Origin of the sequence: Kribbella steppae (assembly GCF_004342025.1) — a bacterium.
Taxonomy (GTDB): domain Bacteria; phylum Actinomycetota; class Actinomycetes; order Propionibacteriales; family Kribbellaceae; genus Kribbella; species Kribbella steppae.
The window spans coordinates 1-13,389 of the sequence record NZ_SLWN01000020.1; the positions used below are offsets into that span (position 1 = coordinate 1).

15 protein-coding genes are annotated in these 13,389 nt (G+C 68.7%); 10 read left to right on the forward strand and 5 right to left on the reverse strand.

The features are described from left to right. Positions 1 to 183: 183 nt before the first annotated feature. The 3 genes from EV652_RS39400 to EV652_RS39410 form a co-directional block, all read right to left on the reverse strand. Positions 184 to 405, reverse strand: a complete 222-nt coding sequence (locus EV652_RS39400) for a hypothetical protein (RefSeq protein ID WP_132215251.1) — start codon at positions 403 to 405, stop codon at positions 184 to 186. 245 nt (positions 406 to 650) lie between these two features. Next, on the reverse strand, positions 651 to 788 hold the full coding sequence (locus tag EV652_RS44325; protein WP_158441482.1) for a hypothetical protein: 138 nt from the start codon (positions 786 to 788) through the stop codon (positions 651 to 653). Positions 789 to 866: 78 nt separating this feature from the next. Next, the gene (locus tag EV652_RS39410) at positions 867 to 1,940 is read right to left on the reverse strand and encodes a serine hydrolase domain-containing protein (RefSeq protein WP_132215255.1); all 1,074 of its coding nucleotides are present in this window, start codon (positions 1,938 to 1,940) and stop codon (positions 867 to 869) included. A 92-nt stretch (positions 1,941 to 2,032) separates the two neighbouring features. Here EV652_RS39410 and EV652_RS39415 point away from each other — a divergent pair, with 92 nt between their 5' ends. The 5 genes from EV652_RS39415 (at position 2,033) to EV652_RS39435 (ending at position 6,320) form a co-directional block, all read left to right on the forward strand. Next, positions 2,033 to 2,965, forward strand: coding sequence for a LysR family transcriptional regulator (locus EV652_RS39415; protein ID WP_132215257.1), 933 nt, complete (start codon positions 2,033 to 2,035; stop codon positions 2,963 to 2,965). A 94-nt stretch (positions 2,966 to 3,059) separates the two neighbouring features. Continuing rightward, positions 3,060 to 3,806: an SDR family oxidoreductase gene (locus EV652_RS39420; protein ID WP_132215258.1), complete on the forward strand. Its 747-nt coding sequence runs from the start codon at positions 3,060 to 3,062 to the stop codon at positions 3,804 to 3,806. A gap of 28 nt (positions 3,807 to 3,834) precedes the next feature. Further along, positions 3,835 to 4,725, forward strand: coding sequence for an SDR family oxidoreductase (locus EV652_RS39425; RefSeq protein ID WP_132215260.1), 891 nt, complete (start codon positions 3,835 to 3,837; stop codon positions 4,723 to 4,725). Continuing rightward, entirely contained in the window at positions 4,722 to 5,624 is a 903-nt protein-coding gene (locus EV652_RS39430) for an amidohydrolase family protein (RefSeq protein WP_132215262.1), read from the forward strand. Before EV652_RS39425 ends, EV652_RS39430 begins: the two co-directional genes overlap by 4 nt. A gap of 12 nt (positions 5,625 to 5,636) precedes the next feature. Beyond that, complete coding sequence (locus tag EV652_RS39435; protein ID WP_132215264.1) at positions 5,637 to 6,320, forward strand: GAF and ANTAR domain-containing protein; 684 nt, start codon at positions 5,637 to 5,639, stop codon at positions 6,318 to 6,320. Here EV652_RS39435 and EV652_RS39440 read toward each other — a convergent pair. Next, positions 6,317 to 7,051: an LLM class flavin-dependent oxidoreductase gene (locus EV652_RS39440; protein WP_242002283.1), complete on the reverse strand. Its 735-nt coding sequence runs from the start codon at positions 7,049 to 7,051 to the stop codon at positions 6,317 to 6,319. The genes EV652_RS39435 and EV652_RS39440 overlap by 4 nt on opposite strands. Here EV652_RS39440 and EV652_RS45605 point away from each other — a divergent pair. The 5 genes from EV652_RS45605 (at position 7,017) to EV652_RS39465 (ending at position 12,107) form a co-directional block, all read left to right on the forward strand. After that, positions 7,017 to 7,538, forward strand: a complete 522-nt coding sequence (locus tag EV652_RS45605) for a LysR substrate-binding domain-containing protein (protein ID WP_242002284.1) — start codon at positions 7,017 to 7,019, stop codon at positions 7,536 to 7,538. The genes EV652_RS39440 and EV652_RS45605 overlap by 35 nt on opposite strands. A gap of 398 nt (positions 7,539 to 7,936) precedes the next feature. Continuing rightward, the gene (locus EV652_RS44330; protein WP_369410066.1) at positions 7,937 to 8,152 is read left to right on the forward strand and encodes an MFS transporter; all 216 of its coding nucleotides are present in this window, start codon (positions 7,937 to 7,939) and stop codon (positions 8,150 to 8,152) included. Positions 8,153 to 8,329: 177 nt separating this feature from the next. Continuing rightward, positions 8,330 to 9,628 (forward strand): SWIM zinc finger family protein, encoded by a 1,299-nt coding sequence (locus tag EV652_RS39455; RefSeq protein WP_132215272.1) that lies wholly within the window; start codon positions 8,330 to 8,332, stop codon positions 9,626 to 9,628. Continuing rightward, on the forward strand, positions 9,625 to 11,028 hold the full coding sequence (locus EV652_RS39460) for a DUF5691 domain-containing protein (protein WP_132215274.1): 1,404 nt from the start codon (positions 9,625 to 9,627) through the stop codon (positions 11,026 to 11,028). The genes EV652_RS39455 and EV652_RS39460 overlap by 4 nt, the downstream gene beginning before the upstream one ends. Next, on the forward strand, positions 11,025 to 12,107 hold the full coding sequence (locus EV652_RS39465) for an ATP-binding protein (protein WP_132215276.1): 1,083 nt from the start codon (positions 11,025 to 11,027) through the stop codon (positions 12,105 to 12,107). The genes EV652_RS39460 and EV652_RS39465 overlap by 4 nt, the downstream gene beginning before the upstream one ends. A 37-nt stretch (positions 12,108 to 12,144) precedes the next feature. Here the strand turns inward: EV652_RS39465 and EV652_RS39470 are convergent, their stop codons facing one another. After that, positions 12,145 to 13,341, reverse strand: a complete 1,197-nt coding sequence (locus EV652_RS39470; protein WP_132215278.1) for an RNA-guided endonuclease InsQ/TnpB family protein — start codon at positions 13,339 to 13,341, stop codon at positions 12,145 to 12,147. Positions 13,342 to 13,389 lie beyond the last annotated feature (48 nt).

Sequence of the window (13,389 nt, forward strand, 5' to 3'; positions counted from 1 at the left end):
CCGCTAACCCTGCCAGCCAGTCCCAGACCAGCTACCCCAAGACTCACAGCGCATATCAGTCTGACCGCGCGTCGCCAACGACACGCTCACCACCACACCCCGCCGACGAAGCCACGAGGCGCCCGCCCCGGAACAACCGGGACGGGCGCCTCACCCTGCCCCTTGACAGGAAGCCACTCCATATCAGTTGTCCCACCGGGGGAGTTGGTCGTCCGGGTCCTCGTCCGGCTGGTCCGGGTTGGAGGCCGGCTGCGACAGCGGTGAATCGTCATCGGGGCGGGTGCCGACGGTGGTTTCCTCTTCGATGGTCGGGTCGACCAGGTCCGGCATCTCCGGATCCGGGTTGTCCGGGTTCCGGGATTCACCCGGTCCGACCGGCACCGGTGGGATCGGATTCGTGCTCATGGCACCTCCTGGATGATGAGATTCTTTCCGGTACCCAGGGGCCGACAACCGCACGCGGTGCGAGGTTCCTGGTCAATTCGAGTTATCGCTAACGCTCTGTCATTCGGCGGTTGTATGGTGGCCCTTGGTTGAGTAGCCAGCCCCCCGACGCTGGTTGCCGTGTCCCTGCGAGGGCGACGATGACCGAGCTCCAGCACCACCCCAGCGCAGTACGCCGCCATCCCGTGACCGCCCCTGTCCAGAAGTCAGATGCCATGTCTGTAGCCACTTCTCCGGCCCGGCCCGTCGCCGTCCAGGTCCGCATCGGCGGTCGCTGGATCGCGGGTCAGGAAGTCGGTCGCCGTACCGGCGCCGCCGGTGCCGACGAGGTTCTCGTCAGCCACCACGGCCACCTGGTCTGGGTCGACCACCAGTCCGTCCGCAGCTCCTGAGCTACGGAAAGCCCTTACACACAAGGGCTTTCAGCAAAGTGTTTTCGCAACCAGGCTGCCGATCTCAGTCGCGGAGTCGGACTGAGCCGGGTCGAACAACGTCCTGGTGAGGGCGAATGTGACGCCTGACCGCGTATCGGCCCAGGCGGCGCTCCCGCCCATGCCCGGCATGCCGATCGTGGTCGGACTCTCCTTGTCCGTCGACCCGAGCCGCCCGATCCCATAGCCCATCGCCCATGTGGCGTGGTTGCCCAGCAGTTCGTCCTGCCCGGTGAAGACAGGGCCGGTGATCTCCGCGACCCGCTCCGGCCGGATCAGCCGGACACCGTCCACCTCACCGATCAAAGCGGCGTACAGCTTGGCGATGCCGCGTGCGGTCAGGACGCCGGCGGACGGAGTCTCGGCGGCGAGGTGTTCAGGGCTGTTGCACATCGCGGCCCGAGGCATGATCGCGGCCGGCGTGACCTTGGCGAACATCCCGGCCAGCATCGCGATCGTGTCCTCGATCCCTTCCGGCTCGACCAGGGTGGCCACCCGGTGCTGCTGGTCCGGCGGCACGCTGAAGTAGACCTCGTCCGCGATTCCGAGTGGTTCCGCGATCTCCCGCAGTACGTCGGAGATCGTTCGGCCGGTCGCGCGTCGGACGATCTCGCCGACCAGGTAGCCGAAGGTCTCGGCGTGGTACGTCGTCTTCTTGCCGGGCTCCCACCACGGCTCGGCCGATGCCAGGTACGACGTGATCTTCGCCCAGTCGTGCAGGTCCTCGACCGTGGTGTCGGGCGCGAGTGCCGGCAGGCCGATCGAGTGGGTCAGGACGTGGCGCAAGGTCGCCTTGTCCTTGCCGTGCGCGGCGAACTCGGGCCAGATGCCCGCGATCGGAGCGTCGTACTCGAGGATGCCGCGGTCGACCAAGGTGTTCGCCACCGTCGCCGTCGCGCCTTTGCCGGTGGAAGCGCTGTAGAAGAGGGTGTCCGAGGTGATCCTGGTGCCGGCGACGGCGTCGACGACCACTTCGCCGTGCTGATAGACGGCGACTTGGAGGCCGAGCTCGCTGCCGGCCAGTTCGTCGAGTCGGTCCTGCACCTGGTCCTGGAGGTTCGTCACGTTGGTCTTCCTGTCTCTGTCGGGGGACCTTCACGAACGGGTCGGAGCCGAGCCTGCGGTTTTGACACGGCTTCGTTCCGTACGCTCATCCCGTGGAACTGCGGCAGTTGGAGTACTTCGTGGCGGTGGCGCACGAGCGCAGCTTCACGCTGGCGGCTCGACGGCTGCACGTGGTGCAGAGTGCGGTGAGTGCCGCGATCGCCGCACTGGAACGGGATCTCAAGGTCACGCTGTTCGAGCGCAGCGCGCAGCGGGTGGTGCTGACAGAGGCCGGTACGGCGCTTCTGCCGGAAGCGCTGGCGGTGATGGACGCCGTCCAGGGTGCTCGTGACGTCGTCGACGAACTCGGCGCGGGGATTCGCGGTTCCGTCCGGGTCGGGCTGCTGCCGGGCCTCGGGCTGGTCGACCTGCCGGCGGCGGCCGGTGAGTTCCGGCGGCGGTACCCGAACGTCGAGCTGCAACTGCGGGTCGAACCCGAAGGCTCGGCCGGTGTCATCGTCGGCCTGCGCAACGGCGACATCGATATCGGCTTCCTCGGCATCGCGGCCGGTAGTGCACCCCGCGAACTGACTACGTGGGAGTTGCTCAGAGTCCCGCAGGTGCTGGCGGTTCCGGTCGGGCATCGGCTGGCCCGTCGGCGGTCGGTGACTCTCGGGGATCTGGCCGACGAAGCGTTCGTGGACTTCCCGCCCGGCTTCGGCACCCGGTCGATGATCGACCAGAAGTTCGAGGCGGCCGGGCTCGAACGGCAGGTCGTGGTCGAGGCGCTCGGCATCGAGAACGGCGTCCAGTTCGTCACCCACGGCGTCGGCCTCGGCATCCTGCCCGGGTACGCCGTCCAGGGCATCGACGCGATCCGCGTGGTCCGGATCGCCGACGAGTCGTTCCAGTGGTCGCTCTACATGGCCACGCTGAAGAAGCGGAAACCGACCGCTGCGCTCCGCGCCCTGCTCGGCCTGGTCAGCACCCATCTCCGGCAGCCGCCAGGGACCGAACTCGGTGGGGACTTGGATCAACAGACTTGATCCACCCATCGACTTGAGTCGTTGGACTTGATCCATCACCCGCCGCAAGATCTTGGTGTCAGCACGAAACACCACGATCTGAAGGAGCAGGGCGATGACCGAGAACAACACCACCGACCGGGTCGCGATCGTCACCGGCGGTTCGAGCGGAATCGGCCGCCAGGCCGCGACCCGGCTGGGCCAGGACGGCTACGCGGTGGTGATCGGGTACGCCGGGAACCAGGCCGCGGCCGAGGAAGCCGTCAAGGAGGTCGAGCAGGCCGGCGGCAAGGCGATCGCGGTCCAGGCCGACGTCGCCGACGAGACCGCGGTGGCCGCCCTGTTCGACCGGGCCGAGCAGGAGTTCGGCGGTATCGACGTGGTCGTGAACGCGGCCGGGATCATGCCGCTGGCGCCGCTGGCCGACCTCGACCTCGAGGTGTTCGACCGCGTCGTACGGACCAACCTGCGCGGCACGTTCGTGGTCGACCAGCAGGCAGTACGGCGGGTGCGCGAAGGCGGCGCGATCGTAAACGTGTCCAGCTCCCTGACCAAGCTGGCCCGGCCGATGTACTCCGCCTACTCCGCTACCAAGGGCGGCGTCGAGGCGATCACGCTGATCCTGGCCCGCGAGCTGCGCGGCCGCGACATCACCGTCAACACCGTCGCCCCCGGCCCGACCGCGACCGCCTTGTTCTTCGAGGGCAAGTCGCAGGAGCTGATCGACCGGATCGCCGCCGAGCCGCCGCTGGAGCGCCTCGGGCAGCCGTCCGACATCGCCGAGATCATCGCCTTCCTGGCCGGTCCGGCCCGCTGGATCAACGGTCAGGTCATCTACGCCAACGGCGGCTCGGCCGCCTGACAACCGCTTGAGCTGAAGGGAAACCATCATGAGCAAGACAGTTCTGATCAGCGGTGCGTCCAGCGGTTTCGGCGCTCTCACCGCCCGCGCCCTCGCCGACGCCGGGCACATCGTGTACGCCGGAATGCGCGACCTGGCCGGCCGGAACGCGACGGCCGCGGCCGACGCCAAGCAGTACGCGAGCGAGCACAAGGTCGACCTCCGCCCGGTCGAGCTCGACATCAGCTCGGACGCCTCCGCGCAGCAGGCCGTCGACACTGTGATCAGCGAGCAGGGGCACCTCGACGTACTGATTCACAACGCCGGGCACATGGTCACCGGGCCGGCCGAGGCCTTCACGCCCGAGCAGCTCGCCGAGCTGTACGACACCAACGTGCTCGGCACGCAGCGGCTGAACCGGGCCGCGTTGCCGAAGCTTCGCGAGCAGCAGGACGGCTTGCTGCTGTGGGTCGGTAGCTCGAGCACCCGCGGCGGCACCCCGCCGTACCTGGCTCCGTACTTCGCGGCGAAGGCGGCGATGGACGCGCTCGCGCAGAGCTACGCGCTGGAGGTGGCGCGGTTCGGGATCGAGAGCGCGATCGTCGTACCGGGTGCGTTCACCCACGGGACCAATCACTTCGCGCACAGTGGCTCGCCGGCCGACGCGGACGTGGTCGCGGCGTACGAGACGAAGTACGCCGGACTGATGGAACAGGTCAGCCAGAAGCTCGCCGAGCTCGAGCCGGAGTGGGCCGACGTCGCCGAGGTGGCGAAGGCGATCGTGACCGTGGTCGACACCGAGAAGGGCCGGCGGCCGTTCCGGGTGCACATCGATCCGTCCGACGACGGCGCGGCCGTGGTGAACGCGGTCGCCGACCGGGTCCGCACCGAACTCCTCCGCCGGATCGGCCTCGAGGACCTGCTCCACCCGGCGGCATGAGGGGTCTGATCGACGTCCACTCGCACTTCCTGCTGCCGGAGTACGTCGCCGCAGCGGAACGGGCCGGGCATCTCCGTCCAGACGGGATGCCCGGCTGGCCCGTGTGGACCGTCCAGAAGCAGCTGGACCTGATGGACCGGAACGAGATCGCCACCGCGCTGCTGTCCGTCTCGTCACCCGGCGTCCACTTCGGTGACGACTTCCGGGCGCAGGTGCTCGCGCGGCGGGTCAACGAGAGTGCTGCCGAGCTGGGCCGCGACCACCCCGGGCGGTTCGGGTTCTTCGCCAGTCTGCCGCTGCCGGATGTCGAGGGAGCACTGGTCGAGCTGGAGTACGCATACGACGTGTTGCACGCGGATGGCGTCGTACTGATGAGCAATGCGGGTGGGCTGTATCCGGGTGAGCCGTCGTGGGAGCCACTGTGGCGGGCGCTGAACGACCGGTCGGCCGTGGTGCTGTTGCATCCGACGTCGCCGCCGCAGTGGCGTCAGGTGGCGCTGGACCGGCCGCGGCCGATGGTCGAGTTCCTGTTCGACAGCGCTCGGGCGGTCACCGATCTCGCGCTGACGGGGATCTTCACGCGCTACCCGGACATCCAGTTCGTCGTCGCACATGGCGGCGTACTGCCGCTACTCGGCGATCGGCTCGACCACTTCCGCCGTACCTTCGCCCCCGACAGCCTGCCCAGCGTCACGCCGCAGCTGGACAACCTCTGGTACGACGTCGCCGGTACGCCGGACGCGGTCCTGGGGGATCGGGTGCTGTACGGGAGTGACTACTGCTTCACGCCGGCTGACGCGGTCGAGCGGCAGTTCGCGGCCCTGGACGCCCGGTCCGGCGACTGGCGGGAGCGTGTTCGGGCAAACGCGGAACGTCTCGTCGCGGCGCGGGTCGCGTAATAAGGTTGTTGTGTGAACGATGACGGCGCGGGAGTCGCTGACGTCTTCGCGAAACTCGCGCTCGAGTTGCACGAGGAGTCCAGCGTCGAGGAGACGGTCGAGGCCGTCCTGCAGTTCGCCCTGCAGGCGGTTAGCTGCACGCATGCCGGTGTGGCGCTGTCCCACCGCCGCGCGAAACTGGAGACCGTCGCCGTCACGGATCCAGTGGTCGAGCTGTCGGATCAGCTGCAGCTGGAGTGCAACGAGGGCCCGTCGCTGGATGTGATCGCGGAACGGGACACCGTCCTCGTGCCGGACACGATGGACGAGCCGCGGTACCCGGACTGGTCGGCGAAGGTCGCCACCCTCGGGTTGCGCAGTGTGCTCAGCGTCCGGCTGGCCGCCAGCGGGATGCTCGGCGTCCTGCAACTCTTCAACACCGAGCCCTACGCCTTCGAGTCGGACGACGACGAGGTCGCCCACATCCTCTCCCGGCACGCCTCCGTCGCGTTGGCCAACGCCCGCCAGGAGGCCTCGCTCTGGCAGGCGATCGACGCCCGCAAGCTGGTCGGCCAGGCCCAGGGCATTCTGATGGAACGCTTCGACATCAACAGCGACCAGGCGTTCGCCGTACTCCGCCGCTACTCCCAGGACCACAACATCAAGCTCCGCGATGTGGCCCACCGGCTGATCGACACCCGCACGCTGCCTGACTAGCGGCGGGCGTAGTCGTGCACGAAGGCGATCGTGCGCGCTTGCTCCTCCGGCGTACCGACCGGGCAGAACAGGAGCTCCGTGGCTCCGGCGTCCGCGAAGCGCTGGACCTCCTTGGCCACCGCGGTCTCGTCACCCAGGACTGCCGTGTCCTCGGGCCCGGCCACGCCGCCGCGGTCCAATACGGCCCGATAGGCGGGCATGGTGCCTGCTGCGCCGAACCTCTCGCGGATCCAGTCGCGGGTCTTGTCGGGGTCGTCGGTCAGTGCCACGCAGATCGCGCCGATCACCTGCGGTTGCGGCCTCCCGAATGCCGCCCGGTCGATGGTCGGCCGGATGTAGCTCGCGATCAGCTCCGGACCTACCCAGGTCGTGGTGGTCCCGGCCGCGAGCTCGCCGGCGATCTTGAGCATGCGCGGTCCGAGGGCAGCCAGGATCAGCTCCGGCGCTTCGGCTCCCATGATCTCGATCTTCCCGGCGGCGCTGAGCTTCTCGCCCTTGTAGTTCACCGCTTCTCCGGCGAGTAGCGGGAGGAGCGCTTCGACGTACTCCCGCATGTACTTCGCCGGCTGCTCCATCGACAGCCCGAGCATCCCCTCGACCATGTGCGGATGGCTCGTCCCGATCCCGAGCGTCAACCGGTTCCCGGTCACCGCCTGCACGCTGAGCGCCTGAGCAGCCAGCGCCAGCGGGTTGGCGGTGCTGCGCTCGCAGACGCCCGGGATCGAGATCAAGCTGAGTTCGCGGCCGGCTGCTGAGCAGCTCGAGGCTGTTCGGGCGGGCGAGTTGGATGTCGCCTTCGTGCGGGGTGAGGTTGCGGCTGCTGACCTTCGTGTAGTCGAGCTGTGGCGGGATCCGCTGTCGGTTCTCGTGCCGTCGGAGTATCGGGCCGACGATGGCGTGAAGCTGGTGGACCTCGCCGCACTGCCGTTGCGTCTGCCGGCCGATCCGTGGCTGCACGACCACATCGTCGGTGCCTGCCGGGAGGCCGGCTTCGAGCCGGTGCTCGGCCGCCCAGTCGACAACCTCGAGGACACCGTCGTCGAAATGTCCACCGGCGCCCCAGCCTGGACCGTCGTCTACGGCACCTCCTGCGAGACAACCGACGGCGCCCTGTGGATGGGCCCGTTCGCCCCTGCGCTGAGCGCTCCGGGCAACCTGGTCGTTTCCGCTGGTCAACCGCCTGCGTGCTTGGACCTGTTGGTGTCGGCCTTCGGCTGACGAGAGAGACCCCGGCGGGCCCTGACAGCACCGCCGGGGTGGCTGTTGATCTCTCAACAGCCACCGGATCGTACGCGGTAAGCCCTGTCCTGAGGAGGGCTCGTGTCAGGAAAAGAACTGCGGGTGGTGATCGGTTGATGACGGTGCGGGATTATTGTTGGTTCTTGCAACCAAATAGGGCTGGGTGAGGACGCGCCGGCCGTTTCCGCCCCGGGGCAGCTGATCGGCTGCCCCGGCCGCAGCGACCCCGCGCACGAACGGAACCCGATGTCTGCCACTCTGACCGAGCCCACCGGCCCGGCGACGCACCCCGCCACCCTGCCGCGCGACGTCCGGCCGGAGGATCCAGGGCTGACGCACCGGAGATCCTGGAGATCCTCGCCGGGCTACTGGCCGCGCTGTTCACCGCGGTGCTGAGTTCGACGATCGTGAGCAACGCGCTGCCGACGATCATCGCCGACCTCGAAGGCACCCAGACGCAGTACACCTGGGTGATCACCGCCAGCCTGCTCGCGATGACCGTGTCGACGCCGGTCTGGGGCAAGCTGTCCGACCTGGTCAGCAAGAAGTTGCTCGTCCAGCTCGCGATCATCATGTTCCAACCCTTCGGCTGACCTGGGGAGGACCGAAGGACAGGAGGTGTCCGGGCTCGTCGTGGCCACGGGGCGCCACTCAGGCGGGCAGGTGGGCCGAGCGCCGCGACACCTCCTGTCGCTCGGTCCCTCGATGCGCATGTCGGGGGTGGATGGCATGCTGCTCGGGTCGGGGTGTCGAGTGGAGCAGGGAGTGCTGTGGGGCCGTGGGATGTCGATCAGGTGCTGGGGTTGGCGCCGGATCCTGCGTCCGCCAAGGCAGCCCAGGCCCAGGCCCGCACGACGAAGTGGCCGGAGACCGGTAGCTCGGAGCGGGCGGTCTGGGGGCTGTGTCAGGGGAGCGGCAAGCAGCCGTACCAGACCACGGTCGATCTGAGTGGTCCGGCGTACAAGTGCTCCTGCCCGAGCCGGAAGTTCCCGTGCAAGCACGCGGTCGGGTTGCTGCTGCTCTGGGCCACCGGCGAGGTCCGGCCGGCTGATGAGCCGGAGTGGGCGAGGTCCTGGGTGGATCAGCGCGCGGCCCGCGCCGAACGCCCGGAGCGGAAGCCGGGTGAGGTCGTCGACCCGTTGGCGGCTCAGCAGCGTGCGTCCAGGCGGGCCGATCGGGTGTCCGCCGGGATGGCCGAGTTGGCCAGTTGGCTCGACGACCAGGTTAGGCAAGGCCTCGGTGGATTCGATCAGCGGGCCTACAGCGAGCTGAGTCGGCTGGCCGCGCGCATGGTGGACGCTCAGGCGCCAGGCGTTGCAGGAGCGGTACGGCGCGCAGCGGGTGTCGTCGGACGTGGACACGGCTGGCCGGGCGAACTGCTGGAGGAATTGTCGCTCATCCACCTGATCGTGTCCGCTCACTCCCGGCTGGCCGACCTCCCGCCGTCACTTGCCGACACTGTGCAGTCGAGGATCGGCTGGACCGTCGAGACTGCGCGGGTCCTGGCCGAGGGCGAGAAGGTGGAGGACGACTGGCTGGTGCTCGGTCGGGTGATCGAACCCGACGACCGGCTGACTGTCCGCCGCGTGTGGTTGCGCGGGGCAACAACCGGACGACTCGGCCTGATCCTCAACTTCGCCGCTGCCGGACGCCCACTCGATCCGCTGCCGGCCCGGCCCGGCGAGTACGTCCCTGGCGCGCTCTCCTTCTACCCCGGCGCTCTCCCGATGCGCGCCCTCCTCACCCAGACCGCGCCACGCCTGCCCGCACCTCGGCCCACCGGATTCACGGCGCAACAGGCCTTGGCGTCGTACGTCGAATCCGTCGCCGCGGACCCGTGGAACGAACGCTGGCCGCTGGTCCTGCAGGACGTCCGCCCGGCCCGGTACGGCGAGGGCTGGGCGCTGGTGGATCAGGCGGACGACGGGCTCGAGATCCTGCCCGGCGTGGATCCGTTGAAGTTGCTCGCGGTGTCGGCAGGTGATCCGGTCACAGTCGCCGGCGAGTGGAACCGGGCCGGGTTCCGCCCGATGACGTGCTGGCACCGGGACAGGCCGGTGATCGTGTGAAGGGCTGGGACGGGCTGGTCAGTTCGGCGCTACTCGGGACCGAGCGACGGCCGGTGCATTTCGAGGAGCTGCCTGAACATGTCCAGGAGCGGCTCGGTGAGGGCGGTCTGCTGGACGCGGCCGCGTTGGCGACCGTCTACAAACGCGCCGGCCGCACTCCGTTGCGTGATATCGAACCGTTGCCTGCGGCCCCTGGCGAGGATCGTCCGTTGCCCCGGCCGGTCGCCATCCGCCGACTGGCCGCGATGCTCGGCGGATTCCAGACGTCGGCACTCGGGGAGTGGCTGCGGGCAGCGGACGCCAAGGGTTGGGGAGTGCCGCCGGAGCATCTGCCGGCGTTGGCCGATTACGCGCGCAATCGCGCGGATTACCGACCGCTCGTCATCGCTGCGGCCGGTCGGCGCGCGACCTGGCTGGCCGATCTCAATCCCGAGTGGAAGTTCCTCCACGCGGCGGTTGCCGAGCGCAATGACCCGGAGCTGTGGACCCACGGCAACTCGCTCCAGCGACGCACCTGGTTGCATGCGACGCGCCAGCAGGATCCCGCCGCCGCACTCGAGGCGCTGTGTGAGGTCTGGCCGACCGAGTCGGCCGCGACCCGGGCCGAGTTCCTCAGCTTGCTGGCCGACGGATTGTCCCTGGATGACGAAGAGTTCCTCGAGGCGGCTCTCGACGACCGCGCCAAGGACGTCCGCCGGGGTGCGGCCCGGCTGCTGGCGCGGATCCCGGGATCGCGGTACGGCGACCGGATGGCTGAGCGGATGTCGTCGTATCTGGTCGTCAGCCAAGGCGTGCTCGCGGTCGACCTGCCGAAACGTCTCAGCGCGTCGATGGAACGGGACGGCATCGATTCGCAGAACCCCGAGGGGATCGGCAAGCGCGCCTGGTGGTTCCTCCAGATCGTCGCGAACACCCCGCTCGAGGTGATGGATCCGACCTGGCTGGACCTGCCGGTGGAGGGTTGCGCGCCCGAGATCCTTCAGTCCGCTTGGGCGGAGGCCGCCGTACGAGAGAACGCGGAGCCCTGGGCGCGAGAGTTGCTGAAGGCGAACGCTTCGACCGGCAGCCGGAGTGCGGCCGAACTGCTGCGGGTGCTGCCTGCTGATGAATGGGTCCGGGCAGTGACCGCGTTGAAGGAAAGTATCGATCTGACCGAGTTGGTCGGTGGGTTGCCGGTGCCGTGGCCGGCGTCGCTGGGAACCATGATCCTGGATCAACTCGCGAAGGTCGGGACCGCGCGGGGCTGGGCCCGGCTGGCGAGTATCGCGGCTCGCGCGGTGCCGGCCGACGTACTGAATCATCCGATCACCCGCGAGCCGACCGGCGAGGAAGACACCTGGCGCCGCCGGCTGGTGGAGACCTTGATCTTCCGCCGTGAAATGTACGAGGAGCTCTCATGACCACTGAGGTACTGCGGCCGCACGCCGAGACCGAGTACGCCGGCGAACTCGAAACGCTGGCCGCGACCGACGACCGGCCGCGGCCGCCTGCATGGCGGTTGTCGCCGGCCGCGGTCGTCACGTACCTCCTTGGCGGACGGGCCGGTGACATGGAGATTTCACCCAAGTACGTCGGTCCGCGCCGGCTGGTCGAGGTCGCGGTCGCCACGCTGGCGACGGACCGCGCGTTGCTGCTCCTCGGCGTACCGGGTACGGCGAAGACGTGGGTCAGCGAGCACCTCGCGGCCGCGATCAGCGGCGACTCGACCCTGCTGGTGCAAGGTACGGCGGGCACGGCCGAGGAGTCGATCCGGTACGGCTGGAACTACGCGCAGTTGATTGCCCAGGGCCCCAGTGAGGCGGCGCTGGTGCCGAGTCCGGTGCAGCGGGCGATGACGGAGGCGAAGATCGCCCGGATCGAGGAGCTGACCCGGATGCCGTCCGACGTCCAGGACGCGCTCATCACGATTCTGTCCGAGAAGACGCTGCCGATCTCCGAGCTGGGCACGGAAGTCCAAGCACGCAAGGGTTTCAACGTCATCGCCACGGCCAACGACCGCGACAAGGGAGTCAACGAACTGTCCAGCGCGCTCCGGCGACGGTTCAACACCGTCGTCCTGCCGCTGCCCGACTCGGCCGATGACGAGGTGGAGATCGTGTCCCGCCGTGTCGCGCAGCTCGGGTCCGCCCTCGAGTTGCCGCAACCGGACGACGCGCTGAACGAGATCCGCCGGGTCGTGACGATCTTCCGCGAGCTGCGCTCCGGCCGGACCGAGGACGGTCGTACTGCGGTGAAGTCGCCGTCCGCCACTCTCTCCACTGCCGAGGCGATCAGCGTGGTCACCGGAGGCATCGCGCTGGCCGCCCACTTCGGTGACGGCGTCTTGCGACCCACCGATGTGGCCGGCGGCATCCTCGGTGCCGTCGTCAAGGACCCGTCTGCCGACCGGGTGGTGTGGTCGGAGTACCTGGAGACGGTCGTCCGCGAGCGCGACGACTGGGCACCGTTCTACCGAGCCTGTCGCGAGATCAGCGGTTGACGTCCTCCCCGTTCCGAAGGGAAGGGGATTCCAACTACTACGCGGAGGTAGCGTGTTGAGGTTCACGCTTCGGCGAGACCCGTGGTGGCGTCGCTCGGCGTGCACTGACGGCCCGTCCGGCCGCGATGTTGACTGCCGCGTTCACATCCGCGTTTGCCTCATGTCCGCAGGCTACGCACCGGAACACCGCTTGGCTCTCACGGTTGTCCGGTGCGCAGTGCCCGCAGACGCTGCAGGTCTGCGACGTGTATGCCGGATTGACTTTCTCGACTCGCCCTGCCGCCTTGTGCTCCAGACGCTGCACGAGCAGTCCCCAGCCGTTGGCCAGGATGCCCCGGTTCAGCCCGGCTTTGGCACGGCGCCGGTTCGGCAGATACGCACCCGGCCGCCCCGGATCGAACTTGACCTTCGTTCGTCTGGTCATCTGGGCGACCCGAAGGTCCTCGACACGGATGACGTCGAAGCGTCGGGCGAGGTCGGTGCTGGTCTTCTCGACCCAATCCTTGCGGCGGTCACCGGCACGAGCGTGCAGCTTGGCGATCGCAGCCTTTACCCGGTGGCTCCGGCTGGAGCCGCGGCGGCACCGGGCAAGCCGACGCTGCAACTGCTTCAGCCGCTCCTGCTCCCGTGCCGACAGGCCAGGACAGGTCACCAGTTCTCCGGTGGACAGGGCCGCCGAGACAATGACGCCGCGGTCCACGCCGACGACCTCACCTGTACCGGGTGCGGGGATCGGCGGTGGGATGGCGGCGAAGGCGAGGTGCCAGCGGCCCGCTCGGTCGCGGGTGATGCGGTAGGACTTGGCTTCGGGAACGGCACGGGACAGCCGGAACCGTACCCTGCCGACCTTGGGCACGTTGACCGCAGCCCATCCCCGGTTCAGCTTCACGATCCGGGACGCCTGGGGACCGACGATGCGGAACCCCTCGTGCAGCCCGGCCTTGCGCCAAGTCGGTCGCCGGTGGGTGCCTGCGTAGAAGTTCTTGATGGCCTGGTCGAAGTCCCGCAGCGCTTGCTGTTGGACGGTCTGCGACCCGGCCCGCAGCCAGCCGAACGCGGCTCGCGCTTCGGTGAGTTGCCGTGCTTGCTCGACGTACCCAGGCGTCAGGCCTCTGTCGCGGGTCCACATCGACCACTGCTCGAGTGCCAGGTTCCACACGTACCGGGCATGCCGGCACTGCTCCAGCAGCGCGGCCTGCTGCGCGGGAGTCGGATACATCCGGAACCGGGACATGGAACCTACCCAATCAACCGGGACCGACAATCCTCGATCTCCGAGAGG